Raw genomic sequence first — 23713 nt, 5'->3', positions numbered from 1 at the left:
GCGGACTACTCCTGGCTCTCGGTGAAGATGGTCTTCTTCTGGCTCTCGATGCCGCCCAGCAGGCCGTCGATGTCGTCGGGGTCGTCGATGAAGTCCTGGAGGGCCTTGATCATGACCGTCGAGGCGAAGTCGGGGCGGGTGTCCCGGTCGAGGAACTGGGATATCTGCTTGGCGTTCGAGACCATCTCCGCCGCCTTCTTCTGCAGCGTCGAGTAGGCGGAGGTGTCGGCGCCGGAGTGCACGGCGACGTTGTTCGGGTCGGACTTGAGGTACGCGTCCTCGGCGGCCGGCGTGGCGAGGAACTTCATCAGTTCCCGCGCGCCCTCCTCGTTCTTGACCTTGGACGACATCAGGAAGCCGTCGATGGGGGCCTCGACCGCGTCCTGCCCGTGCTCGGGGGATATCTCGGGGAACGGGAAGAAGTCGAGGTCCTCGCGGTCCGCCTCGGGGAACTGCTGGCCGGGGTGCGGCAGGCCGAGGACGGCCATGCCGGTCTTCTTCTGCGCCAGCGACTGCGCGGCCTCCTGCCAGGTGCGGCCGTTGGCGCCCTTGTCGTGGTACGGCATGAGGCCGCGCCACAGGTCGAAGACCTCGCGCACCCGGGGGTCGGTCCAGGACTCCTCGCCGGCCATCAGGGACTTGTGGAACTCGTAACCGTTGGCGCGCATGTCGAGATAGTCGAAAGTGCCCATGGCCGGCCAGCCGTCCTTGTCGCCGAAGGCGAACGGGACCAGGCCGTCCTTCTGCATCTGCTTGGCCAGGGCGGTGTACTGGTCGAACGTCGTCGGTATCTCGTAGCCGCCCTGTTCGAAGACGCTCTTCCGGTAGAAGACCGCCCACGGGTAGTAGTAGTACGGCACGAAGTACTGCTTGCCGTCGGCGCCGGTGGACTGGTCCTTCAGCGCGCCGGAGAACCCGTCGAAGCCCTTCCACAGGTCGCTGATGTCCGTCAGCAGCCCGCGCTCGGCGAAGAACTGCATGCGGTAGCCGGCGAACCACATGAACACGTCGTCCGGCTGGCCCTGCAGATAGCGGTTGATGTTCTCCTGGAACGTGTTGTGGTCGACGGTGTTGACCTCGACCGACTTCTTGGACTTCTTCTCGAACAGGTCGAACGCGTCCTGGAACGCCTTGCGGGGCACCTCGTCGGAGGCGTTGGATCCCAGCGTCACGGTCTTGCCGTCGCCGCCCGGGCCGCTGCCGCAGGCGGCGAGGAGGGTCGGGAGGGTGACGGCTCCGGCGCCGAGAGCGGCTCCTCGCAGCAGACTCCGGCGCGTCATCGGTGGTGCGGTGGTGGGGCGGCCTACAGTCCTGCTGGCAGAAGATGAGGCGCTCATCTCTCCCCTTCCGTGGAGTGTTAACCAAACACAACCGAACGAAGATTGTGGGATCACACCTCCACCCACCGGCACTGTCAAGGGTTTTGACCGAGTGTCGGCCAACTGTTACCGCATCTCTTCCGACAGAAGCGAACAAGCTCTACCGTAAACGCTCGTGTGACGCGTCCATGACCCAACACGTTCGCAGCACCCCACCCAGAGGAGTGGATCCGATGCGGAAACTCCCATCCGCACGAAGAGCCGCCAGACCGTACGCACGCGCGGCGATCGGCGCCGCGGGAGCGGTCGCGCTCTGCGCGGCCCTCACCGCGCCGGCCGTGGCGGCACCCGCGGGAACCCAGACGCAGAGCGCGACCGCCGCCGCGAAGCCGGCGGCCCAGCAGGAGGCCCGGCAGCAGACCGGCCCGGCGGCGCAGCCGGAGGTCCGGCTGCCCGACGGGCTGGCGAAGACCCCGCCCATGGGCTTCAACAACTGGAACTCCACCCACTGCCGGGCGGAGTTCGACGAGGACATGGTCAAGGGCATCGCCGACATCTTCGTCGAACGGGGCCTGAAGGACGCCGGCTACGAGTACGTGAACCTCGACGACTGCTGGGCCCTCCCCGAGCGCGACGCGAACGGCAAGCTGGTCCCCGACCCCGTGCGCTTCCCCGACGGGATCAAGGCGGTGGCCGACTACGTCCACTCCAAGGGCCTGAAGATCGGCATCTACACGAGCGCCGGCACCAAGACCTGCAACTCCGCCGGCTTCCCCGGTGCCCTCGGGCACGAGGAGAGCGACGCGATGCAGTTCGCCGAGTGGGGCATCGACTACCTCAAGTACGACAACTGCAACAACCAGGGCGTCGACGCGATCCAGCGCTACACCAAGATGCGCGACGCGCTGAAGGCCGCCTCGGAGACCACCGGCCGGCCCATCGTCTACAGCATCTGCGAGTGGGGCCAGAACAAGCCGTGGGAGTGGGCGGCGGACGTCGGCCACCTGTGGCGTACGACCGGTGACATCAGCGACAACTGGTCGAGCATGCTCGGCATCATGAAGCAGAACCTGCCGCTCGCCGAGTACGCGGGGCCGGGCCGCTGGAACGACCCGGACATGCTGGAGGTCGGCAACGGCGGCATGACCGACACCGAGTACCGCACACACTTCTCGATGTGGTCCATCATGGCGGCGCCGCTGCTCATCGGCTCCGACCTGCGCACCGCCGACGAGGCGACGTTCGAGATCCTGGAGAACACGGACGTCATCGCCGTCGACCAGGACCCGCTGGGCAAGCAGGGCGCCGTGGTCACCTCCGAGGGCGGCCGCTGGGTCGTCTCCAAGGAGATGGCCGACGGCAGCCGCGCGGTGGCGCTCTTCAACGAGTCGAACGCGCCGCAGCGCATCTCCACCACCGCGGAGGCCGTCGGCCTGGCCGCCGCGGAGGGCTACCGGATCCGCGACCTGTGGCAGCACGCGGACTACAACACCGGCGGCGAGATCTCCGCGTCGGTGCCCGCGCACGGCACCGTGATGTACCGCGTCTGGCCCGGCGACAGCGCCGGCTCCTACCCGCCGGCCGCCGAGTTCGGCGTCGACTCCGCGCCGTACGTCGAGGCGGGCGGCGAGGCCGAGGTGACGACGACGTTCCGCAACACCGGCATCACCCCGGCGAAGAACGTCGGCGTCGCGCTCGACGCCCCCGCCGGCTGGCAGGTGGAGACCGGCTCCCCCACCACCGCGAAGAAGGTGGAGCCCGGCAGCGAGCTGACCACCACCTGGCGGCTCACCGCTCCCGCTGGCGCCGACACGGGCCGCCAGGAGTTCCCGCTGACCGCCGACTACTCGGCACCGTCCGGCCAGGCGGTGTCGCTGACCTCGGCGGGCACCGCGTACGTGGTCGCGAGCCCGCCCCCCGGGGCGACGTACGCGAGCGACTGGGAGTGGCTGGACGCCGGCAACGGCTGGGGCCCGGTGGAGCGGGACACCAGCGTCGGCGAGCAGCAGGCCGGCGACGGGAAGCCGCTGACGATCGGCGGTGAGACGTTCGCCAAGGGCCTGGGCGTGCACGCCGCCAGCGACATCGGCTTCTACGTGGGCCGGGAGTGCGAGACGTTCGACGCCCGGGTCGGGCTGGACGACGAGTCCGGGGCCAACGGCTCGGTGTCCTTCGAGGTCTGGGCGGACGGCGCCAAGGTCGCGGACTCCGGCGTGCTGACGAACGACGAGACGGCGCAGCCGCTGTCCGCGGACATCGGCGACGCGCAGACCGTACGGCTCGTCGTCACGGACGGCGGCGACGGTGTGGACTACGACCACGCCGACTGGGCGGACGCGCGGTTCACCTGCTGACGCCCCGCACCGCACCGCACTGAGAGAGGGCGGGTGCGCCGCCGCGCCTGACGCACGCGGCGCCGCACCCGCCCGCGGGGCACCGGCCCGGCAGCACCCGCTGCCGTACGCGCCGGGCGGCCGCCCCGCACCGCACCCGGCCGTCAGCCGGGGGCGGTGAACTGCCGCAGGCCCAGTTCCTGCGCCGCCGCGGCGGCGGCGCCGATCAGGCCCGCGTCCGTCCCGAGGTGCGCCGGGACCACCGCCACGTCCGCCGCGTACGAGAGCGCGGCGTACGCCTTCAGGTGCTGCCGCACCGGCGCGAAGAGCAGTTCGCCGGCCGCCGCCACGCCGCCGCCGATCACCGCGGCCTCGATCTCGACCAGCGTCGCGGTGGCGGCGATGCCCGCGGCGAGCGCCTTGGCCGCCCGGTCGAAGGAGGCGAGCGCCACGGGGTCGCCGGCGCGGGCCGCCGCGGCGACGCCGGCGGCGGTGTCGTCGCCGTCCGGGCCGGGGGTCCAGCCGGCGGCCAGCGCGCGGCGGGCGATGTTGGGCCCCGAGGCGATCCGCTCCACGCAGCCGCGGCCGCCGCAGGGGCAGGGGTCGCCGTCGAGGTCGACGGAGATGTGGCCGATGTGGCCGGAGTTGCCGGTGGGTCCCGGATACGGGCGGCCGTCGAGGACGAGCCCGCCGCCGACGCCGGTGGAGACGACCATGCACAGGGCCGCGGACCGGCCGCGTGCGGCACCCTGCCAGTGCTCGGCGGCGGCCATGGCGACGCCGTCGCCGACGAGTACCACGGGCAGTCCGCCGGTGGCGTCGCGCACGGCGGCCACCAGCGGGTAGTCGCGCCAGCCGGGGATGTTGACGGGGCTGACCGTGCCCACCGAGGCGTCCACGGGGCCGGCGCTGCCGATGCCCACGGCGCTCGCGCGGGCCCAGCCGACGGGGTGGGTCTCGGCCAGGTCGCGCAGCACGCCGGTCACGGCGGCGGCGATCGTCGCGCCGTCCGCGGCGGCGGGGGTGGGCCGCCGGGTCCGGGCCAGGAGCCGGCCGCCGGCGTCGACGAGGGCCGCGGCCGTCTTCGTACCGCCGATGTCGAGCGCGGCGACGAGCTCGGTCGGCTGGGCGGCGACCATCGTGGCGTCTCCTGGGGGGCCGGGGCGGGCGGCGGTTGCGGTGCGCGGGTCAGTCTGCCCGTACCGTGACAACGTTGTCTAGCCCCTATCATCAGGCGCGTGTCCCCTCACCTCTCCGGCCCGCAGCGGCCCCGCTACGGCACCCGCCCGACGATGAAGGACGTCGCCGCCCGCGCGGGCGTCGGTCTCAAGACCGTCTCGCGGGTGGTCAACGGCGAGCCCGGCGTCACCCAGGAGACCGAGCGGCGGGTGCGGGAGGCCATCGAGGCGCTCGGCTTCCGCCGCAACGACAGCGCCCGCATCCTGCGCAAGGGCCGCACCGCCACCGTCGGGCTGGTGCTGGAGGACCTGGCCGACCCGTTCTACGCGCCGCTGAGCGGGGCCGTCGAGGACGTCGCCCGCGCGCACGGCTCGCTGCTCATCCACGGCTCCAGCGGCGAGGACCCCGCGCGCGAGGAGGAGTTGGTGCTCGCGCTGTGCGCGCGCCGCGTGGACGGGCTGGTGGTCGTGCCGGCGAGCAGCGACCACCGCTATCTGGAGCCGGAGCTGGCCGCGGGCGTGGCCGCCGTCTTCGTCGACCGGCCGCCGGGGCGCATCAGCGCCGACACCGTGCTGTCCGACAACTACGGCGGCGCCCGCGGGGCGGTCGAGCACCTCGTCGGGTACGGGCACCGCCGCATCGGCTTCATCGGCGACCACCCCGGCATCCACACCGCCGCCGAGCGGCTGCGCGGCTACCGGGACGCGATGGCGGACGCCGGGCTGGCGGTGGCCGCGCCGTGGACCTCCCTCGGCAGCACGGAGCCCGCGCGGGTGGCGGCGGAGTGCGTACGGATGACGTCGGGGCCGGAGCCGGTGACCGCCCTGTTCACCGGCAACAACCGCGTCACCGTCACCGCCGTGCGGACGCTGGCGGCCGGCGGCCGGGCGGCCGCGCTCGTCGGCTTCGACGACTTCGAGATGGCCGACCTGCTCTCCCCCGGGATCACCGTCGTCGCCCAGGACCCCGCGGAACTGGGCCGGCGCGCGGCGGCCCGGCTCTTCCAGCGGCTCGACGGCGCGGCCGGCGACCCGGAGCGGCTGGTGCTGCCGACGCGCCTGGTCGCCCGCGGGTCGGGCGAACGGCCGCCCGCGGTCTGAACCCTGACGGTACGTCAGGCACGGGCGTGCGCCGGTCGCCGCGGCGCGCGGCCGCGCGGAACCGCGGCAGGGGGGTCGCCCTTCCGCGGGCGGGTGTGTTCCGATCATCATGCGAAGTCCGTACGAGCCCGCCGACAGCAGCGGGCACGCCGCCGCCACGCCGCACAGAAAGGCCGTACCCATGGCCTCCCGCGAGATCGCCTCCTCCCCCGCGGACGTCCTGCCCGCCGACGCGGACGCCGCCCTGCTGGTCGGCCGCCTCCTCGACCCCGCGGACGGCGGCCCGAGCCTGGTCACCGTCCGCGGCGACGCCCTGGTCGACGTCACCGCCCTCGGGCCGACCGTCTCGGACCTGCTGGAGCACCCCGGCGCCGCCGACCGCGTCCGCGCCGCCGAAGACGGGCGCAGCTGGCCGCTCGCCGAGGTGCTGGCCGCCACCGCGGGCGGGGACGCGGGCCGGGCGCGGCTGCTGGCGCCGGTGGACCTCCAGGTACTCAAGGCGGCCGGGGTGACCTTCGCGGACAGCATGATGGAGCGGGTCATCGAAGAGCGGGCCGGCGGTGTCGCCGCGGCGGCGGACGAGATCCGGGAGCGGATCGGCGCCCGCCTCGGCACCCGGCTGGAGACGGTACGGGCCGGCAGCCCGGAGGCCGTCGAACTGCTGGCGTGGCTGCGCGAGCAGGGACTGTGGTCGCAGTACCTGGAGGTCGGCCTCGGGCCGGACGCGGAGATCTTCACGAAGGGGCCGGTGCTGTCGGCCGTCGGGTACGGGGCGCGGATCGGCGTGGCCGAGGTCTCCGAGTGGAACAACCCCGAACCCGAACTGGTCCTCGTCGTCGCCTCCGACGGCCGCATCGCGGGCGTCACCCTGGGCAACGACGTGAACCTGCGCGACGTCGAGGGCCGCAGCGCCCTGCTGCTGCCGCAGGCGAAGGACAACAACGCCTCCACCGCGCTGGGCCCGTTCGTCCGGCTCACCGGGGACGGCTTCACCGCCGACTCCGTACGCGAGGCGACGATCGCCCTGTCGGTGCGGGGCGACGACGGCTTCGTACTCCGCGACTCCTCCGACATGTCGCGCATCAGCCGGCCGCTGGAGACCCTGGTCGCCCAGGCCGTGAACCGCCGCCACCAGTACCCGGACGGCGTCGTGCTCTTCACCGGCACCCTCTTCGCGCCCACCGCCGACCGCGGCGCCCCGGGCAGCGGCTTCACGCACCGCGAGGGCGACCTCGTGGAGATCTCCACGCCGCTCCTCGGCACCCTGCGCAACACCGTCACGACCAGCGAGCAGGCACCCCCGTGGGAGGCGGGGATACGCGACCTCTACGCCGGCTTCGCCCGCCGCGGCCTGCTCCGGACTGCGGCGCCGTGACCCGCGGAGCGCCCGGCCGTCACCGGCCCGGCGCTCCCCGGCGACGCCGCACGCCCGGTTCGCCCCGCCCGTCCGCCGGGCCCGGCCCGCTACGTCACGCCCGATTCCGGTAGCTGCGGAACGCGCGCACGGACAGCAGGCCCATGGCGAGGGCCGTCGCCGCGAGCAGCCCCAGGTGCCCCAGGACGGTGCCCCAGTCGGTGCCGGCGCCCAGCGCCTCCCGCGCCGCGGTGACCGCCCATTCCACGGGGTTGCAGCCGGCGACGGCACCGACCCAGCCCGGGGCGAGGCGCAGGTCCATCACGGCCGAGCTGAGGAACATCAGCGGCAGCGTGGTGAACTGGGAGATCGCGATGAGCGTCGCCTGACGGCGGGTCAGCAGGGCGACGGCGTCGGACAGCGCCGAGAAGACCAGGGCCAGCAGCACCGCGGCGAGCAGGGTGACGCCGACGCCCGGCACGCCCCCGGGGAACCGGGCGCCGGCCGCCACGGCGACGGCGACCACGACCAGGCTCTGCACCAGCGTCTGGACCGCCTGGCCGACCATCGTCGCGATCACCATGGCGCCCCGGTGGGCGGGCGAGGTGAGCATCCGGTCCATGACGCCGCGTTCGATGTCCTGGAGGTACGTCGTCCCCGCCCAGGCGCTCGCGAACAGCGCGGTCATCATCACCACGCCCGGCGTGAGGAACCGCAGGAAGCCGCCGTCGCCGTGGGTGAACCCGGGGAGGTCCACCACCGCGCGGAACAACTGCCCGAACAGCAGCAGCCAGATCACCGGCTGCACCAGGCCGATCACGACGAACGCCGGCATCCGTCCGAGCGCGCGCAGCCGCCGGCCGGCCAGCAGCACGGAGTGCGCGACAAGGGTCGACGGGCCCGGGCCGGCGGGGTGCGGGGATGCGGTGGTCACTCCGCCACCTCCACGGCCTCCGGAGCGGCGTCGTCGGCGTCGGCATCGGCGTTCAGGCTGCGGCCGGTGTGGCGCAGGTAGACGTCGTCGAGCGAGGGCCGGGCGAGCGTCGCGGAGTTCACGGCGATGCCCGCTTCCTCCAGGGCGGCCAGCACGAGCGGCAGGGCCCGGGCGCCGTCGTCCGCACGGCCGCGAACGGTGGCCCGTCGCACGGTGACGTCCCGCAGTCCCGGCGCCGTCCGCACCACCGAGGGCGCCCGGTCGTCGGCCCGTGCCAACTCGACGTGCACCGCGTCCCCGCGCAGCCCGCTCTTCAGCTCGTCCGGAGTGCCGGACGCGACCACCCTGCCCCGGTCGACGATCGCGAGCCGGTCGGCGAGGTGGTCGGCCTCCTCCAGGTAGTGCGTGGTCAGCAGCACCGTCATCTGCTCCGCGCCGGTCAGCCGCGCGACCTCGGCCCACACCTCGCCGCGGGCGCGGGGGTCGAGCCCGGTCGTCGGTTCGTCGAGGAAGAGCACCCGGGGGCGGTGCATGAGGCTCAGCGCGAGGTCGAGCTTGCGCGCCATGCCGCCGGAGTAGGTCTGCACGAGCCGGTCCGCGGCGTCGGCCAGGCCGAACCCGCCGAGGAGTTCACGGGCGCGCGCCGCCGCGTCGCGGCGGGACATCCCGTGGAGGCGCCCGGCGAGCAGCAGGTTCTCGGTCGCCGTGCCCATCGGGTCCGTACCGGACTTCTGCGACACGTACCCGATCGTCCGGCGCACCCGCGCGGGCCGCGTCGCGACCTCGTACCCGGCCACGCGCGCCGAGCCCGAGTCGGCGGCCGAGAGCGTCGAGAGGATCTTCACGGCGGTCGTCTTGCCGGCCCCGTTCGGGCCGAGCAGCCCGAACACGGTCCCCGTCGCCGCGGTGAAGCTCAGTCCGCGCAGCGCGGTCACCGGCGGCTTGCTCCTGCCGGCCGGATAACTCTTGATCAGATCGACGGCTTCCACAGCCGGATCCGCTCCGTGGGCAGCACCCATCGTCACACCCTTTGTCAGGACTCGGTGTGACTCCCACCTTCCCGGTGTCGCCGGACACGGGGAGGCTTGACGGCGAGGGCTGGACCCTACGGTGAGAAGTCGCCGCAGACGCTAGCACACGACGACCGTCCTCACGTCCGGGGCGAACGCCCCGCCAGCGCGTCCAGTTCCGCCCGCCCCAGCCCGCTCCGGCCGGTGACCTCCGCCTCGTCCACCGCCCCGCAGTCCAGGCCCCGCAGCAGGTACCCGCTGAGGGCCCGCGCCGTCGCGGGCTCGTCCAGCACGTCCCCCGCCCCGCCGCCGTCGCCGCCGGCTCCGCGCCCCGCGTACGCCGCCAGCCGGGCGCACGCCGCGTCCAGCCCTTCGCGGCAGAACGCGTACACCGCCGCGTACCGCGTCGGCAGGTGGCCCGGGTGCATGTCCCACCCCTGGTAGTACGCGCGCGCCAACGACCGCCGCACCAGGCCGTAGTGCAGCCGCCAGGCCGCGTGCACCTGCGCCGTGCCGCCCACCGGCAGCACGTTCGTCGACCCGTCGGACAGCCGCACGCCCGTACCCGCCGCGGCCACCTGCATCACGGCCTTCGCGTGGTCCGCCACCGGGTGGTCCATCGACTGGTTCGCGGCGCTCACCGCGCACGCCGCGCTGTAGTCGAACGTGCCGTAGTGCAGCCCCGTCGCCCGTCCGCCGGCCGCGTCGATCATCCGCGCGACCGTGGCGCGGCCGTCCGCGCCGAGGACCGCCTGCGTCGTCTCGATCTGGATCTCGAAGCCGAGCCGCCCCGCGGCCAGCCCGTTCGCGCGCTCGAACTCGCCCAGCAGCGCGGCCATCGCGCTCACCTGCTCCGGGTACGTGACCTTCGGCAGCGTCAGCACCAGCCCGTCCGGCAGCGTGCCGCCGCCCGCCCGCAGCAGTTCGGTGAGGAAGAGGTCGAGCGTGCGGATGCCCCGGTCGCGGACGGCGGCCTCCAGGCACTTGGCTCGGATGCCGGCGTACGGCGGTGCGCTGCCGTCGGCGAAGGCGGCGGCGAGAAGGCGGGCGGCGGCCACGGCCGCGGCGTCCTCCTCCTCGTCGGGGCGCGGCCCGTAGCCGTCCTCGAAGTCGATGCGCAGGTCCTCGACCGGCTCGCGCGCGAGCTTGGCGCGCACCCGGTCGTACACCCCGGCCGCCGCCGGCTCGGCCAGCCCGAGCGCCGCGGCCAGGACGGCGGCGTCGGGGGCGTGCGCGTCGAGCGCGTCGAGGGCCTGGCGGCCCCACTCGCGTACGGTACGGGCGCCGAAGGCGTCGGCGGGGACGTAGACGGTGTGCACGGGCTGGCGGGTGCCGGGGTCGCCGGGGTACCGGCGGGCGAGTTCGGCGTCGACGGGCGCGAGGGCGGCGGCGATCCGGTCCCGTACGGAGGCGCCGATCGACGTCGCGGGCGGGTCGTCCTGCGCCACCATGCGGCCTCCCGGTGTTCAACAAAACGTTGAAGGCGAACGTATCCGGGCGCCCGCGAACCGTCAACGGACCGCGGGCGGTCGCACCTTCCGGACACCTGCCGCCGCACCGCGCCGGGTGGCGAGCCACAGCACGAACCCCAGGCCGCTGAACCCGGCACCCAGCGCGCACACGGCACCCCATCCGGCCGCCGCGTAGAGGGCGGTCGCGGCGATGGCGCCGGTGGCGCTGCCGACCGAGTAGAAGACCATGTACCCGCCGATGAGGCGGCTGCCGGCGTCCGGGCGCAGCGCGTAGATCAGGGTCTGGTTCGTGACGTGGACCGCCTGGACGGCGAGGTCGAGCAGGATCACCCCGGCCACCAGCGCCCAGAGCGAGCTGCGCGTGAAGGCCAGGGGCAGCCACGACAGGGCGAGCAGCGCGAGGGCGAGGCCGGTGGTCCGCCCGGAGAGCCCGCGGTCGTTCAGCCGGCCGGCCGCGGACGCGGCCAGCGCGCCCACGACACCGATCAGGCCCAGCATCCCGACGGCGGTGTGCGACAGGGCGTACGGGGGCTCGCTGAGCGGCAGCGCGACGCTGCTCCACAGGGTGCTGAACGAGGCGAAGATCAGGAGCCCGAACAGCGCCCGGAGCCGAAGCAGCGGTTCGCGCAGGAACAAGGAGACGGTGGAGCACAGGAGTTGCCCGTAGCGCAGTGCCGCCGGCGGGGAGCCGCCGTGCCGCGGCAGGACGCGGTGGAGCACCAAGGCGAGCAGCGCCGTGAGCGAGGCGGAGGCGACGTAGACGGAGCGCCAGCCCGCGAGGTCGGCGAGGACGCCGGAGACGGTACGGGCCAGGAGGATGCCGATGACCACGCCGCCGGTGACGAGCCCCACGACCCGGCCGCGCTCGGCGGGCGGGGCCAGCGACGCGGCGAAGGCCACCAGCGTCTGGGTGACGACCGCGAGCAGCCCCATCGCGGCCATGCCCGCGAGCAGCACCGCCGCCGTGGGCGCGGCGGCGACCACCGCCAGCGCCGCCACCAGCAGCAGCAACTGGGCCACGACGAGGCGCCTGCGGTCGGCCATGTCGCCCAGCGGCACGAGGAAGAAGAGCCCCAGCCCGTAGCCGACGTGCGTCAGGGTCACGATGCTCCCGACGAGCGCCGGGCTCATCGCGAGGTCGTCGCCCATGGCCACCAGGAGCGGCTGGGCGAAGTAGACGTTGGCCACCGCGGCGGCGCAGGCGACGGCGAAGAGCATCACGACGCCCCGGGACAGGACGGGTTCCTCTCCGCCTCGGACTCCGGCCGGTCGTGTCGCGGCCTCACCGCTGCCGGGCATGGGCACTCCCCCTCGCCTCTGGTTTCATCTTGCTACCAGCCATGACGGTAACCTTGCTTGGTAGCATGTTGCAACTGCATTTGAGGGAGGAACGCCATGGTGGCCAGGACGCGCTTCGACGACAGCGAATGCCCCGTCGCCCGGTCGGTGGACGCGATCGGCGACTGGTGGTCGCTGCTGATCGTGCGGGACGCCTTCGACGGCAGCCGGCGCTTCGGGGAGTTCCAGCGCAGCCTCGGGGTGGCGAAGAACATCCTCACCGCGCGGCTGCGCACCCTCCTCGACGGCGGCATCCTGACGTCCGTCCCCGCCTCGGACGGCAGCGCCTACCGCGACTACGTCCTCACGCCGAAGGGCGAGCAGCTCTTCCCCGTCATCGTGGCGCTGCGGCAGTGGGGGGAGGCGAACTCCTTCGCGCCCGGCGAACCGCACTCGGAGCTGCTCGATCGGCGGGAGGGGCGGCGCCTGCGCGGGCTGGAGGTGCTGTCGGCGGACGGGCGGCCGCTACGACCCGACGAGACCGAGGTCCACAAGGTCCCCGCGGAGTGAGCCGGGCGCGGCGTCCCCCGCCTCAGGACCAGGCGCCGGCGAGCCGGGCGATCCAGAGCGCGACCGGCACCGCGAACGTCAGCAGGCGCAGCGCACCGTCCGCCGTCGCGGCGGCGGTGCGGTGCGGCGGCCAGGGCAGGAGGCGTACGGCGGGATCCGTGTCCGGCAGCGGGTTCCCGGCGGCCGCGGCGGCCGACGCCGCCAGGGACGCGGCGGCGCGTCCGGCCGGAGTCAGCGCGTCCGGTACGTCGCCGGGGCCGCCCGAGCCGCCGGCGCCTGCCGCGCCCGCCGGGCCGTCCGGGCCGTCCGCCGGCGGCACCTCGGCGCCCAGCTCCCCCGCCAGCTCAGCCAGGAGCGACCGCTGCCGGGCGCCCGTGCCCCTGCCCGGCCGCCCGCCCGCCCGGTCCGCGCGCGGGCCGGCGGCAGCTCCGGGGGCGCGGACCCGCAGCACGAACGCGGACGCCTCGTCGTACACGACGTACAGCGCCCCGCCGTCCTTCTCCGTCCCCGCCGCCCCGACCGCCGCCGGCGCCGCCGGGTCCCGGTCCGCCGCCCGCAGCAGCGCCTCCGCCCCGCGCACCGCGGCCGCCGCCTGCGCCCCGCCGAGGATCCGGCCCCCGCGCGCGACCGTCGTACGCACCGCCGCCCCGGCCGTGCCTGCCGGCACCACCAGCGACACCGCGCCCGACCCCGCGACCACCCAACTGCCGCCCCGCGGCCGGAATCCGCGCCGGCGCAGCCAGTACCCCGTCACGCTCGCCGCGCCCACAGCCGCCGCCGCTCCGAGCAGCCACGGCACCGGCACGTCCGCGGTGATCCGCAGCAGCACCAGCAGCGCGTACGCCGCCGTGAACCGCGGCCAGGTGCTCGGCAGCCCGCCGTAGGGCGGGCTCCACTCCCGTGCGCCCCGCGGCAGCCAGGCGTACGGGCTCGTGCTACCGCTCCCGCTCATGCGCCGCATCCTCCCACGCACCCGCGCGCCCCGACCACGGCGCCACAGCGGCGCCTCCGCGCCGTCCACACGCGGCATCCGCGCCGGTCCCGGGCATGCGGAAGGGCCCGCGGCGCACCGCGGGCCCTTCCGAACGGCAGTTGCTACGGCAGCGGTACGGCGGTCGCGGCGAGCCGCGTCCGCCGCTCAGCCCTTGCGGGCCTTGACCTCGCCGGTGAGCTGCGGGACCACGGCGAACAGGTCGCCGACGACGCCGTAGTCGACGAGGTCGAAGATGGGCGCCTCGCTGTCCTTGTTCACGGCCACGATGGTCTTCGACGTCTGCATGCCGGCCCGGTGCTGGATCGCACCGGAGATGCCGGCCGCGATGTAGAGCTGCGGCGAGACGGTCTTGCCGGTCTGGCCGACCTGGTGCGAGTGCGGGTACCAGCCCGCGTCCACCGCCGCCCGGGAGGCGCCGACGGCGGCGCCGAGCGAGTCGGCCAGCTCCTCGATGAGGCGGAAGTTCTCGGCGCCGTTGACACCGCGGCCGCCGGAGACGACGATCGCCGCCTCGGTCAGCTCGGGGCGGCCCGTCGACTCGCGCGGGGTCCGGCCCACGACCTTCGTACCGGCCGCGGACTCGCCGAAGCCGAACGTCAGCTGCTCCACGGCGCTCTCGACCGGGGCGGCCTCGGGGGCGGCGGAGTTGGGCTTGACGGTGATGACGGGCGTGCCGCGCGAGACCCGGGAGCGGGTGGTGTACGCGGCGGCGAACACGGCCTGAGTGGTGACCGGGCTGTCGTCGCCGGCCTCGACGTCCACGGCGTCGGTGATGATGCCGGAGCCGATCCGCACCGCGAGGCGGGCGCCGATCTCCTTGCACTCCACCGACGACGGCAGCAGCACGGCCGCCGGCTGCACGGCGTCGTACGCGGCCTTCAGGGCGTCGACCTTCGGCACGACGAGGTAGTCGGCGAACTCGGCGGCGTCGGCGGTCAGCACGCGCACCGCGCCGTGCTCGGCGAGCACGGGCGCCGCGGCGTCGACGCCGGAGCCCAGGTGGACGGCGACCGGGTCGCCGATGCGGCGGGCGAGGGTCAGCAGCTCCAGCGTCGGCTTGCGCACGGCGCCGTCGACGTGGTCGACGTAGACGAGGACTTCACTCATGGATCTCGTTCTCCTGCGATACGAGGGCGGAAGGCGGAACGGCGGAGGGGGCGCGGAGGCTCAGATGAACTTCTGGCCCGCGAGGAACTCGGCGAGCTGCGTGCCGCCCTCGCCCTCGTCCTTGACGATCGTGCCGGCGGTGCGCGGCGGGCGCTTCGTGGCGTCCTCGACCTTGGTCCAGGCGCCCTCCAGACCGACCTCTTCGGCGTCGATGCCCAGGTCGTCCAGGTCCAGGGTCTCCACCGGCTTCTTCTTCGCCGCCATGATGCCCTTGAACGAGGGGTAACGGGCCTCGCCGGACTGGTCGGTCACGGACACGACGGCGGGCAGCGCCGCCTCCAGCTGCTCGCTGGCGGCGTCGCCGTCGCGGCGGCCGGTGACCTTGCCGTCGGCGACGGCGACGGTGGAGAGCTGGGTCACCTGGGGGACGCCCAGGCGCTCGGCGAGGATCGCCGGCAGCACGCCCATGGTGCCGTCGGTGGAGGCCATGCCGCAGACGACGAGGTCGTAGCCGACGTGCTCGACGGCCTTGGCCAGGACCAGCGACGTGCCCATCACGTCGGTGCCGTGCAGGTCGTCGTCCTCGACGTGCACGGCCTTGTCGGCGCCCATGGACAGGCCCTTGCGCAGCGCGTCGCGCGCGTCCTCGGGGCCCACGGTCAGCACGGTGATCTCGGCGTCGTCCGCGTCCTCGGAGATCTGCAGGGCCTGTTCGACCGCGTACTCGTCCAGCTCCGACAGCAGGCCGTCGACGGCCTCGCGGTCGGTGGTCAGGTCATCGGAGAAGTGCCGGTCGCCGGTGGCGTCGGGCACGTACTTCACACAGACAACGATCCTCAAGCTCACGCCGGCTCTCCTACCGCTTCGTATCGAGACACTGCCGTGCTGGCAGCATAGGCGCCATCGACGGCTCCCACCGGGCGGGTCCGGTGGTCGCCGTCCAGTTTATTACTCACCAGTAAACTGGTGCGCACACCCACTGTTCAAGGCTGCTCGGCTGTGACATTTCCTACGCGCCGCGCGCGCCCGCCGCCCTCCGCGCGCCGGGGCCCGGCCGCCACCGCCGCGCCCAGCGCGGCGATGGCGTCGGCCTTGCGGGGCAGGCCCTCGGCGCGGCGCACCACGCTGCCCTCCGAGTCGAGCACGAGCACCGTCGGCGTCCGCTCCACGCCGAGCCTGCGGACGAGTGCGAGGTGGCTCTCGGCGTCGACGTCCACGTACGCCACGCCTGCGACCATGCCCGCGACGTCCGCAAGGACCCGCCGCGTGGCGGCGCAGGGGCGGCAGAAGGCGCTGGAGAACTGCACGAGGGTGGCCCGCTCCCCCAGCTCCGCCGCGTCGAGGTCGGCCGCCGTCAGCCGCTCCTGCGTGCCGTCCGCCTTCTCCTCCATGGGATCCAGCATGCAGCACCGCCCCGCGGCGGTGACAAGATCCCGTCACGCCGAAGGAGTGGGTCTGGCGCGCGGCGCGCACGTCGTGCACGATCGGGGATGTACGTACCTACGCACGCGTAACTTCCGCCGGGAGCTGCTGACCCTCCGGGCCGGAGAAGGGACCAGCCCGGCATGGCAGACCTCGTCTACCCGCCCGTCGTCGGCATCTGCAGAACCGCCTTCAAGGCGATGGACCTGCGGATCGACCTGAAGGGCCAGGAGCACGTGCCGCGCCGCGGCGGTGCGGTCCTGGTGAGCAACCACATCAGCTATCTGGACTTCGTGTTCTGCGGCTACGCGGCCCGCCCGGCGAAGCGGTTCGTGCGCTTCATGACCAAGGAGTCGGTCTTCCGCCACCGCGTCTCAGGACCGCTGCTGCGCGCGATGAGGCACATTCCGGTCGACCGCGCGCAGGGCGGGCAGGCGTTCTCGCACGCGCTGCGCGCGCTGCGCTCGGGCGAGGTCGTCGGGGTCTTCCCGGAGGCGACGATCTCGCAGTCGTTCACGCTGAAGTCGTTCAAGTCGGGCGCCGCGCGGCTGGCGCAGCAGGCCGGGGTGCCGCTGCTGCCGATGGCGGTGTGGGGGACGCAGCGGATCTGGACCAAGGGCCGGCCCCGCGACTTCGGACGGAACCACCTGCCGATCACCATGCGCCTGGGCGCGCCCGTGCCGACCGGGGACGGAGCGGTGGACGGGCCGCCTGCCGAGGGGGCGCACGAGGACGCGGAGAAGCTGACGGAGCGGCTCAAGGCCCGGATCCAGGAGCTGCTGGAGGCGGCGCAGGGCGCGTACCCGGACCGCCCGCGGGGGCCGGGGGACGACTGGTGGCAGCCTGCGCACCTGGGCGGCAGCGCGCCGGCGCCGGGGGTCTGAGGCGCCGGCCCGGGGGCCTGAGGCGACTGGAGGGCTGACGCAGCGGCCGGGTCCGGGCGTACGGGCCGGGCTCCGGGCGTGCGCCCGCCGGACCCGCCTCGACCGGCTCGCCCTCACCCTCGATCTCCACCGCAGGTCGAGGGGCAGATCGAGGGTGAGGTCCGGGGTGGCGGGTCCGGGCGCCGTCAGGCGGGGTCGCGGATCTCGATCTCCGCGCCGGGCGAGCTCTTCTGCAGCGCCTCGGCCAGCTCCTGCGCCGCCGCGGTCAGCTCCGCGTACGTCATCGGCTCCTGCCGCTCCAGCAGGAACAGCGCGTTCACGGACTCCTCGGTGAGCCGGGTCCGCACGCCCTGGCGCCAGTTCCACCGACGGCACGTGACGCCCGTGCCGTCGCGCCAGACGACCTCGCCGGGCTCGGGGTGCTCCTCGTCGAAGCGCTCCTCGCCGGTGGCGCGGATGAGGTGCATGTCGCCGTCGATGCGGTCGGTGTCCTCGCCGCCGACGGGGACGAGGTGGGCGACGCTGACGGCGTTGTAGATGTCGACCAGCCGGTTGATCCGCGGCAGTCCGGCGTCGGCGAGGGCGCGGCGGGCCAGCGCCTCGGCGGAGTTGCGGAACTTGGACGGCTTGGCGCCGAAGGCGGCGTACGCGGCACGCCACGCCTGCATGTGCGGGTCCTGCTGCGGCGGGGTGCCGTCGAGGCGGGCGGCGAGGCGGCGGGCGGCGTCGTCGAGGAGCGCGGCGCCGGCGGCGTCGCTGGGGCCGCCGACGAGGCCGCGGGCGACGACGGCGACGTGGGCGAAGCCGGGGGCGAGGGCGCGTACGTCGTCGGCGACGTGGGTGCGGAGGGTCATGCGGTCCTTCTGCGGGTCGGGGTGGGGGCGGGGCGGGCCGCGGTTCGGCGCCCGAGCGGTGGCGGGCGGCCCGGACGCCGTCGCTGTCAGTGGGGCGGCCTACCCTTGGGCGGGTGTGCGGGGGTGTATTGGGCTCTGTTGCGCTATGCGGGAGTATGCGGGGTTTGCGGGGGTTCGCTGGAGTTGGGGGTTGGAGGTATTGCGGGTCACGGGGCGGTGGGGAGGAGGCGGTCCAGGTGGCGGCGGTCGGAGGCCGCGCGGAGCGCTTCGAGGGTAGCCGGGTGGGGCGCCGCGCGGACCAGCGGGTCATCGCGCTCGCCGGCGGACGGGTCGGGGACGTAGGCCAGTTGTTCGCGGTCGAGGCGGAACTGTGCGTCGACGCCCGGCTTGTTGCCGCGGGGGTCCACCCGGATCCAGTCGTGGCCGGGCAGCCGCAGTGCGACGAGGCCGTGCAGCACGCCGAGGTGCTGGTAGCAGAAGCCGGCCGGGATGCCCTGCGCCCGCAGCAGGGCGACGAGGGCGTGCGCCTTGGCGTAGCAGATGCCGGTGCGGGCCTTCAGCACGTCCGAGGCGCGGCAGGTGACGCGCAGGTCCCCGGCGTCGTTGGAGTGCGGGATCGTGTCCCGCACGAACTCGTAGGCCCCCTTGGCGTACGCCTCGGCCTCCTCCGCGACCTCGCGCAGCCGGTACGCGGTCCCGGCCACGAGCGGGTGCTCGTGGTCGACGACCGCGTCGGCGGCGAGGTACGCGGACAGGTCGGGCAGCTCCTGCTGGAGTTTCATGCAGAGGAGCGTATAGGCATGCGGCGGTTACGTCCTCCGCATTTCCTCCGCGACCGCGGCGATGAAGGTGTCGACGTCCTCCTCCGCGGTGTCGAACGAGCACATCCAGCGCACCACTCCGTCCGCCTCGTCCCAGAAGTAGAAGCGGAAGTCCTTCTGCAGCGCCAGGGACACGTCGTGCGGCAGCCGGGCGAAGACGCCGTTGGCCTGCACGGGGTGCAGCACGTCGACGCCGTCGATGCCGCGTACGCCGTCGGCGAGGCGGCGGGCCATCGCGTTGGCGTGGCGGGCGTTGCGCAGCCACAGGTCCTTGGCGAGGAGCGCCTCGAACTGGGCCGAGACGAAGCGCATCTTGGAGGCCAGCTGCATCGACAGCTTGCGCAGGTGCTTCATCGCGCGGACGGCGCCGGGGTCGAGGACGACGACGGCCTCGCCGAGGAGCATGCCGTTCTTCGTGCCGCCGAAGGAGAGGATGTCGACGCCGGCGACGTTGGTGAACGCGCGCATCGGCACGTCCAGCGTCGCCGCCGCGTTGGCTATCCGGGCGCCGTCGAGGTGGACGCGCATGCCGCGGCGGTGCGCGTGGTCGCAGATCGCCCGGATCTCGTCGGGGGTGTAGACCGTGCCGTACTCGGTGGCCTGGGTGATCGAGACGACCTGCGGCATGGCGCGGTGCTCGTCGTCCCAGCCGCGCGCCTCGCGGTCGATCAGCTCGGGGGTGAGCTTGCCGTCCGGCGTCGGTACGGTCAGCAGCTTCAGCCCGCCGACGCGCTCGGGGGCGCCGCACTCGTCGACGTGGATGTGCGCGGTGTCCGCGCAGATCACCGCGCCCCAGCGGTCGGTGACGGCCTGCAGCGCGACGACGTTGGCGCCGGTCCCGTTGAAGACCGGGTACACCTCGGCGTCCATGCCGAAGTGGCCGCGGAAGACGTGCTGCAGGTGCGCGGTGTAGTCGTCCTCGCCGTAGCTGACCTGGTGGCCGCCGTTGGCCAGGGCGAGCGCGGCGAGGATCTCCGGGTGCGCACCGGCGTAGTTGTCGCTGGCGAAGCCGCACTCCGCCGGGTCGTGGCGGCGCTTGGCGTCCGTGCGCTGCGGCTGTCCTGCGGGGTCTCCCCCGCCCGGTGCGGTGGTCGTGGTCATGGCTGGGCGGTGAGCCACAGGCGGGTCCCGTTCAGTTCTTGCGCGGGCCTGTCCCAGACCTCCGCGATGTTGTCGGCCAGGTCGTCCACGTCGGTGAAGCCCGCGAACTTCGCGTTCGGCTTGGCCTCGCGCATCGCGTCGTTCACCAGCGCCTTGACCACCAGGATCACGGCCGCCGCGGCGGGCCCGTCCAGCCCTTCGGCCTCGCCGGCCTTGCGGAAGCCGTCGGCCATGGCCAGCGTCCACGCCTCGGCGCCCGCCTTGGCGGCGGCGTACGCGGCGTTGCCGGCGGTGGGCTGGCTGGCGCCGGCGGCGCTGACGAGGACGTAGCGGCCGCGGCCGCTGCGCCGCAGCGGCTCGTCGAAGGCGAGGGAGGTGTGCTGCACGGTACGCAGGAGCAGGTCGTGCAGCACCGTCCAGTCGGCCAGGTCGGTGGTGGCGAAGGAGCGCGAGCCGCGCCAGCCGCCGACGAGGTGGACCAGGCCGTCGACGCGCCCGTAGTCCTTCTCGATGCTCTCCGCCCAGGCCCGGGCGGCGTGCGGGTCGAGCAGGTCGACCGTGTCGCCGGTGACCGGGATGGCGCCGCCGCCCGCGGCCCGCGCCGCGTTGACGGACTCGGCCAGGCGCTCGGCGTCGGCGTCGCAGCCGACGAGAGTGGCGCCCGATCCGGCGAGCCGGCACAGCGTCGCCCGGCCTGCCGGTCCGCCCGCTCCCGCCACGGCCACGACCGCGCCCGCGAGCGGGCCGCCGCCTCCGTTCCTGCCGTCTGCCCCGGGGCTCATGACGATCTCCTCCTCCGCTGCCCTGCCGACCGCGGGGTCCGTCACGCGGCGTCCGCCAGCTCGGCGGTCTCGGCCGTGATACCCCGCGTCGACTCGATCACCTTGCGCAGCTTCTTGGCAAGGGCCTCATAGAACATGCTGAGGGGAAACTCGTCGGGCAGCACGTCGTCCACGAGTTTCCGCGGCGGCTTGGCCAGGTCGAGCGCGTCCGGGCCCTTGGCCCAGGTGGAGCCGGGGTGCGGGGCGAGGTAGGTGGACACCAGGTCGTACGCCTTGAACCAGTGGACCAGCTTCGGCCGGTCGATGCCCTCGCGGTACAGCGTCTCGATCTCGTTGCGCAGCCGGCCGGTGACCTCGCGGGCCAGGTCCCAGTCGACGGACAGCCGGTTGTCGGTCCAGCGCAGCGCGTCGTGCTTGTGCAGGTACGCGAAGAGGAGCTGGCCGCCGAGGCCGTCGTAGTTGCGGTTGCGCTCACCGGTGACCGGGAAGCGGAACAGCCGGTCCATCAGCACCGTGTACTGCACGTCGCGGCCCTGCGGGAAGCCGTCGGCGGCGAGCTTGCCGGCCTCGTGGAAGGCGGTGAGGTCGCAGCGCAGCTCCTCTATCCCGTACATCCAGAACGGCTGCCGCTGCTTGATCATGAAGGGGTCGAACGGCAGGTCGCCGTGGCTGTGCGTGCGGTCGTGGACCATGTCCCAGAGCACGAACGTCTGCTGCGCGCGCTCCTGGTCGGTGAGCAGCCCGCGGGCCTCCTCCGGCAGCTCCAGGCCGGTGGCCTCGATGGCCGCGGCGCTGACGCGGCGGAAGCGGGCGGCCTCGCGGTCGCAGAAGATGGCGCCCCAGGTGAAGCGCGGCGGGACCTCGCGCATGGCGATGGTCTCGGGGAAGAGCACGGCGGAGTTCGTGTCGTACCCGGAGGTGAAGTCCTCGAACGTGATGCCGAGGAACATCGGGTTGTCGTAGCGGGTGCGCTCCAGCTCGGCGAGCCAGGCGGGCCAGACGACGCGGATGACGACGGCCTCGACGTTGCGGTCCGGGTTGCCGTTCTGCGTGTACATGGGGAAGACGACGAGGTGCTGCACCCCGTCGGCGCGGTGGTCCGCGGGGTGGAAGGCGAGCACCGAGTCCAGGAAGTCGGGCACGCCGAAGCCGTCGGCGGCCCACCGGCGCAGGTCGGCTATGACGGCGTCGTGGTAGTCGGCGTCGTGCGGCACCAGGGGGGACAGCTCGCGTACGGCGGCGGCGACCCGCCCGACGGCGTCCTCGGCGGCGGGACGCGCCGGGGCGCCCTCGGCGTCGAAGTCGATGGAGCCGTCCTTCGACTGCCAGGGGCGGATCTCCTCGACGGCGTCCTTCAGCCGTCCCCAGGCGGGGTGCTCGACTACGCGCGGGGCGTCCGCGGCGGACAGAACGTCACCTTCCGCGGTCGCGGAAGCAAGAATTTCCGTCATGGACCACTCCTACGTTAAGAACTTCCTGTCTACCCACCGTATCCCTGGAGGAGGATCTCCCTCAAGCGGGCCTCCGGGAAACCTTGCGCGGTTCACGACTACGGAACGTAAATCTTGCGGCGCAGCACGGTTCAGCCCCTGGCCCTTCCCGTCACCTGCGCCGTACGGGGGTCGGAGCAGCCGCGGAACGAGGCCCTCCCACCTCCGGGTGACCCCGCCGCCCGCTTTGCCGCGACCCGTCGTACGGACCCCGCACGACCGGTGTCGATCTCCCCGATTTGGCCTAGGCTTTGCGCCAGTCTGTGACGGACCGCCGACGGAGGGCGAGAGCGCAGTGTCATTTCTGACCATCGGTCACCGCGGGTTGATGGGCGTCGAGCCGGAGAACACGATCCGCTCCTTCGTCCGCGCGGATCGCGAGGGCATGGACGCCATCGAGCTCGACCTGCATCTGAGCAAGGACGGCCACCTGGTCGTCATGCACGACCCCGACGTGGACCGCACGACGGACGGCGAGGGCGCCGTCGCCGACTTCACCCTCGCGGAACTGCGCGAGCTGGACGCCGGCCAGGGCGAGCGCGTCCCGACCTTCGACGAGGTGGTCGAGGCGGTGAAGGGCCGGCTGCAGGTCGAGATCAAGGACGTCGCCGCCGCCAAGGCCCTCGCCGAGGCCATGACCGCGCACGACCTCGTCGGCCGGGTCGAGGTGCTGTCGTTCCACGACGAGGCGCTGGCGGAGATGCGGCAGCTGCTGCCCGAGGTGCCGCGGGTGCTGGTCGCCAGCCACTACGGGCTCGGGGTGGTCGACCGCGCCCGCGAGGCCGGCGCGGTGATGCTGTCGCTGAACATCCGCCGGCTGACGCTGGAGCTGGCGGACCGCGCGCACGAGGCGGGGCTGAAGGTCATCGCCTGGACCGTCAACACCCCCGAGGAGCTGAAGCTCGCCCGCGGCCTCCGGTTGCAGGGCGTCGTGACGGACTTCCCCGGGATGAAGCACTCGGTGCGCTTCACCGCCTGAGCCGCCGCGCGCTCCCCTGCGCCCGCTCCGCGCGCCTGTGCGCTCGCGTGCGGGCGCAGGGGTACGGGCAGCCTTCCGTCAAAGCGCCCTGCGCCCCGGGCCGGCGCCGGCCGGACCCCGCAGTCGTGCCGCGGGGCCGCCGTCGTCGTCCGAGGGGGCCCGGGGATGCACGGACCGCCGCTCACCGGCCTGCTGCTGACCGCGCTGTGCGCGGGCGTCGGCGCGCTCTGCCTGTTACGGATGCGGGCCGTCGCCGCCGAGGAGCGGCGCGGCGCCGCCGGGGACGCGGTCATGGGGTTGGGGATGGCCGCGATGGCGCTGCCCCCGGGGCTGCCGGGGCCGGCGGCGTGGACGGCGGGCGCCTTCGCCGCGGTCTTCGGGGCCGCGTTCGTACGGGCCGTGCTGCCGCTGCGCACCGCGGGGCACCACCTGCACCACGCGATCGGCGCGCTGGCGATGGTGTACATGGCGGTCGCCATGGGCGCGGCGGACCACGGGGGGCACGGCGCCGCCGGGCTGCCGGCCGTCACCGCGGGGCTGCTCGCGTACTTCGTGCTCTACGTGCTGTACGGAGGGCTGCGGCCGGTCGCCGCGGGCGCCGCGGCGGGTTTCGGCGGGAGCGGGTTCGGCGGCGGCGGTTTCGGCGGCTGGGCCGCGCGGCCGGAGCTGGCCGGCGCCTGCCGGGTCTGCATGGGGGCGGGCATGGTCGCGATGCTCCTCGCGCTCTGAC

The 23713-nt window shown here is 73.9% G+C and carries 22 protein-coding genes; 7 read left to right on the top strand and 15 right to left on the bottom strand.

All coding sequences use genetic code 11. From position 1 onward, the window contains the following. Positions 1–5: 5 nt before the first annotated feature. Positions 6–1280: an ABC transporter substrate-binding protein gene (locus tag LG396_RS17445; RefSeq protein ID WP_037741617.1), complete on the bottom strand. Its 1275-nt coding sequence runs from the start codon at positions 1278–1280 to the stop codon at positions 6–8. Positions 1281–1552: 272 nt separating this feature from the next. Here LG396_RS17445 and LG396_RS17440 point away from each other — a divergent pair, with 272 nt between their 5' ends. After that, a complete protein-coding gene (locus tag LG396_RS17440) occupies positions 1553–3673 on the top strand; it encodes an NPCBM/NEW2 domain-containing protein (RefSeq protein WP_225795442.1) in 2121 nt (706 codons plus the stop codon). Positions 3674–3816: 143 nt separating this feature from the next. Here LG396_RS17440 and LG396_RS17435 read toward each other — a convergent pair whose 3' ends face one another. After that, entirely contained in the window at positions 3817–4791 is a 975-nt protein-coding gene (locus tag LG396_RS17435; protein WP_225795441.1) for an ROK family protein, read from the bottom strand. A 153-nt stretch (positions 4792–4944) separates the two neighbouring features. Here LG396_RS17435 and LG396_RS17430 point away from each other — a divergent pair, with 153 nt between their 5' ends. Together LG396_RS17430 and LG396_RS17425 are read left to right on the top strand one after the other, a co-directional pair. Continuing rightward, positions 4945–5931, top strand: a complete 987-nt coding sequence (locus LG396_RS17430) for a LacI family DNA-binding transcriptional regulator (protein WP_100300720.1) — start codon at positions 4945–4947, stop codon at positions 5929–5931. Positions 5932–6112: 181 nt separating this feature from the next. Continuing rightward, a complete protein-coding gene (locus tag LG396_RS17425; protein ID WP_225795552.1) occupies positions 6113–7306 on the top strand; it encodes a fumarylacetoacetate hydrolase family protein in 1194 nt (397 codons plus the stop codon). 94 nt (positions 7307–7400) lie between these two features. Here the strand turns inward: LG396_RS17425 and LG396_RS17420 are convergent, their stop codons facing one another. The 4 genes from LG396_RS17420 to LG396_RS17405 form a co-directional block, all read right to left on the bottom strand. Then, complete coding sequence (locus LG396_RS17420; RefSeq protein ID WP_225795440.1) at positions 7401–8219, bottom strand: ABC transporter permease; 819 nt, start codon at positions 8217–8219, stop codon at positions 7401–7403. Then, positions 8216–9238, bottom strand: coding sequence for an ATP-binding cassette domain-containing protein (locus tag LG396_RS17415; RefSeq protein WP_225795439.1), 1023 nt, complete (start codon positions 9236–9238; stop codon positions 8216–8218). The genes LG396_RS17420 and LG396_RS17415 overlap by 4 nt, the downstream gene beginning before the upstream one ends. Positions 9239–9369: 131 nt before the next feature. After that, the gene (locus LG396_RS17410) at positions 9370–10680 is read right to left on the bottom strand and encodes a DUF6986 family protein (protein ID WP_225795438.1); all 1311 of its coding nucleotides are present in this window, start codon (positions 10678–10680) and stop codon (positions 9370–9372) included. Between the two features lie 60 nt (positions 10681–10740). Next, entirely contained in the window at positions 10741–12000 is a 1260-nt protein-coding gene (locus LG396_RS17405; RefSeq protein ID WP_225795437.1) for an MFS transporter, read from the bottom strand. 96 nt (positions 12001–12096) lie between these two features. Between LG396_RS17405 and LG396_RS17400 the strand changes: the two genes are divergently transcribed. Continuing rightward, the gene (locus tag LG396_RS17400) at positions 12097–12549 is read left to right on the top strand and encodes a winged helix-turn-helix transcriptional regulator (RefSeq protein ID WP_225795436.1); all 453 of its coding nucleotides are present in this window, start codon (positions 12097–12099) and stop codon (positions 12547–12549) included. 22 nt (positions 12550–12571) lie between these two features. On the opposite strand, the gene LG396_RS17395 is transcribed toward LG396_RS17400, so the two are convergent. The 4 genes from LG396_RS17395 to LG396_RS17380 all read right to left on the bottom strand — a co-directional run bounded on the left by LG396_RS17395 (position 12572) and on the right by LG396_RS17380 (position 16041). Next, entirely contained in the window at positions 12572–13501 is a 930-nt protein-coding gene (locus tag LG396_RS17395; protein ID WP_225795435.1) for a hypothetical protein, read from the bottom strand. A 186-nt stretch (positions 13502–13687) separates the two neighbouring features. Next, positions 13688–14650: an electron transfer flavoprotein subunit alpha/FixB family protein gene (locus LG396_RS17390; RefSeq protein ID WP_130455329.1), complete on the bottom strand. Its 963-nt coding sequence runs from the start codon at positions 14648–14650 to the stop codon at positions 13688–13690. A 60-nt stretch (positions 14651–14710) separates the two neighbouring features. After that, positions 14711–15496 carry an electron transfer flavoprotein subunit beta/FixA family protein gene (locus tag LG396_RS17385; RefSeq protein ID WP_026276962.1) on the bottom strand — a complete coding sequence of 262 codons (786 nt, stop codon included), beginning with the start codon at positions 15494–15496 and terminating at the stop codon, positions 14711–14713. A 137-nt stretch (positions 15497–15633) separates the two neighbouring features. Continuing rightward, entirely contained in the window at positions 15634–16041 is a 408-nt protein-coding gene (locus tag LG396_RS17380) for a thioredoxin family protein (RefSeq protein ID WP_225795434.1), read from the bottom strand. A 174-nt stretch (positions 16042–16215) separates the two neighbouring features. Between LG396_RS17380 and LG396_RS17375 the strand changes: the two genes are divergently transcribed. Next, positions 16216–16956: a lysophospholipid acyltransferase family protein gene (locus LG396_RS17375; RefSeq protein ID WP_225795433.1), complete on the top strand. Its 741-nt coding sequence runs from the start codon at positions 16216–16218 to the stop codon at positions 16954–16956. Positions 16957–17141: 185 nt separating this feature from the next. Here LG396_RS17375 and LG396_RS17370 read toward each other — a convergent pair whose 3' ends face one another. From LG396_RS17370 to LG396_RS17350, 5 genes are all read right to left on the bottom strand, one after another. Continuing rightward, the gene (locus LG396_RS17370) at positions 17142–17810 is read right to left on the bottom strand and encodes a B3/B4 domain-containing protein (protein ID WP_018836318.1); all 669 of its coding nucleotides are present in this window, start codon (positions 17808–17810) and stop codon (positions 17142–17144) included. Positions 17811–18016: 206 nt separating this feature from the next. After that, positions 18017–18592 (bottom strand): transglutaminase-like domain-containing protein, encoded by a 576-nt coding sequence (locus tag LG396_RS17365; RefSeq protein WP_225795432.1) that lies wholly within the window; start codon positions 18590–18592, stop codon positions 18017–18019. 27 nt (positions 18593–18619) lie between these two features. Beyond that, entirely contained in the window at positions 18620–19732 is a 1113-nt protein-coding gene (locus tag LG396_RS17360; protein ID WP_225795431.1) for a threonine aldolase family protein, read from the bottom strand. Further along, positions 19729–20514: an SDR family NAD(P)-dependent oxidoreductase gene (locus LG396_RS17355; protein WP_026276240.1), complete on the bottom strand. Its 786-nt coding sequence runs from the start codon at positions 20512–20514 to the stop codon at positions 19729–19731. The genes LG396_RS17360 and LG396_RS17355 overlap by 4 nt, the downstream gene beginning before the upstream one ends. A 41-nt stretch (positions 20515–20555) precedes the next feature. Further along, positions 20556–21965: a DUF6421 family protein gene (locus LG396_RS17350; RefSeq protein WP_225795430.1), complete on the bottom strand. Its 1410-nt coding sequence runs from the start codon at positions 21963–21965 to the stop codon at positions 20556–20558. A gap of 334 nt (positions 21966–22299) precedes the next feature. Between LG396_RS17350 and LG396_RS17345 the strand changes: the two genes are divergently transcribed. Beyond that, positions 22300–22983: a glycerophosphodiester phosphodiesterase gene (locus LG396_RS17345; protein ID WP_165440274.1), complete on the top strand. Its 684-nt coding sequence runs from the start codon at positions 22300–22302 to the stop codon at positions 22981–22983. 165 nt (positions 22984–23148) lie between these two features. Further along, complete coding sequence (locus LG396_RS17340; RefSeq protein ID WP_225795429.1) at positions 23149–23712, top strand: DUF5134 domain-containing protein; 564 nt, start codon at positions 23149–23151, stop codon at positions 23710–23712. The last annotated feature ends 1 nt before the right edge of the window (position 23713 follow it).

Origin of the sequence: Streptomyces aculeolatus, from assembly GCF_020400605.1 — a bacterium.
GTDB classification, from domain to species: Bacteria; Actinomycetota; Actinomycetes; order Streptomycetales; family Streptomycetaceae; genus Streptomyces; species Streptomyces aculeolatus.
This window is presented reverse-complemented; position numbering and strand designations above follow the sequence as displayed.

What these genes read in the sequence shown, in the direction of transcription:
- LG396_RS17355 (WP_026276240.1), bottom strand. Translation starts at nt 20,514, where the DNA reads ATGAGCCCCGGGGCAGACGGCAGGAACGGAGGCGGCGGCCCGCTCGCG.
- LG396_RS17425 (WP_225795552.1), top strand. Translation starts at nt 6,113, where the DNA reads ATGGCCTCCCGCGAGATCGCCTCCTCCCCCGCGGACGTCCTGCCCGCC.
- LG396_RS17375 (WP_225795433.1), top strand. Translation starts at nt 16,216, where the DNA reads ATGGCAGACCTCGTCTACCCGCCCGTCGTCGGCATCTGCAGAACCGCC.
- LG396_RS17360 (WP_225795431.1), bottom strand. Translation starts at nt 19,732, where the DNA reads ATGACCACGACCACCGCACCGGGCGGGGGAGACCCCGCAGGACAGCCG.
- LG396_RS17380 (WP_225795434.1), bottom strand. Translation starts at nt 16,041, where the DNA reads ATGGAGGAGAAGGCGGACGGCACGCAGGAGCGGCTGACGGCGGCCGAC.
- LG396_RS17400 (WP_225795436.1), top strand. Translation starts at nt 12,097, where the DNA reads ATGGTGGCCAGGACGCGCTTCGACGACAGCGAATGCCCCGTCGCCCGG.
- LG396_RS17395 (WP_225795435.1), bottom strand. Translation starts at nt 13,501, where the DNA reads ATGAGCGGGAGCGGTAGCACGAGCCCGTACGCCTGGCTGCCGCGGGGC.
- LG396_RS17435 (WP_225795441.1), bottom strand. Translation starts at nt 4,791, where the DNA reads ATGGTCGCCGCCCAGCCGACCGAGCTCGTCGCCGCGCTCGACATCGGC.
- LG396_RS17410 (WP_225795438.1), bottom strand. Translation starts at nt 10,680, where the DNA reads ATGGTGGCGCAGGACGACCCGCCCGCGACGTCGATCGGCGCCTCCGTA.
- LG396_RS17350 (WP_225795430.1), bottom strand. Translation starts at nt 21,965, where the DNA reads ATGACGGAAATTCTTGCTTCCGCGACCGCGGAAGGTGACGTTCTGTCC.
- LG396_RS17445 (WP_037741617.1), bottom strand. Translation starts at nt 1,280, where the DNA reads ATGACGCGCCGGAGTCTGCTGCGAGGAGCCGCTCTCGGCGCCGGAGCC.
- LG396_RS17405 (WP_225795437.1), bottom strand. Translation starts at nt 12,000, where the DNA reads ATGCCCGGCAGCGGTGAGGCCGCGACACGACCGGCCGGAGTCCGAGGC.
- LG396_RS17365 (WP_225795432.1), bottom strand. Translation starts at nt 18,592, where the DNA reads ATGAAACTCCAGCAGGAGCTGCCCGACCTGTCCGCGTACCTCGCCGCC.
- LG396_RS17440 (WP_225795442.1), top strand. Translation starts at nt 1,553, where the DNA reads ATGCGGAAACTCCCATCCGCACGAAGAGCCGCCAGACCGTACGCACGC.
- LG396_RS17340 (WP_225795429.1), top strand. Translation starts at nt 23,149, where the DNA reads ATGCACGGACCGCCGCTCACCGGCCTGCTGCTGACCGCGCTGTGCGCG.
- LG396_RS17370 (WP_018836318.1), bottom strand. Translation starts at nt 17,810, where the DNA reads ATGACCCTCCGCACCCACGTCGCCGACGACGTACGCGCCCTCGCCCCC.
- LG396_RS17415 (WP_225795439.1), bottom strand. Translation starts at nt 9,238, where the DNA reads ATGGGTGCTGCCCACGGAGCGGATCCGGCTGTGGAAGCCGTCGATCTG.
- LG396_RS17390 (WP_130455329.1), bottom strand. Translation starts at nt 14,650, where the DNA reads ATGAGTGAAGTCCTCGTCTACGTCGACCACGTCGACGGCGCCGTGCGC.
- LG396_RS17430 (WP_100300720.1), top strand. Translation starts at nt 4,945, where the DNA reads ATGAAGGACGTCGCCGCCCGCGCGGGCGTCGGTCTCAAGACCGTCTCG.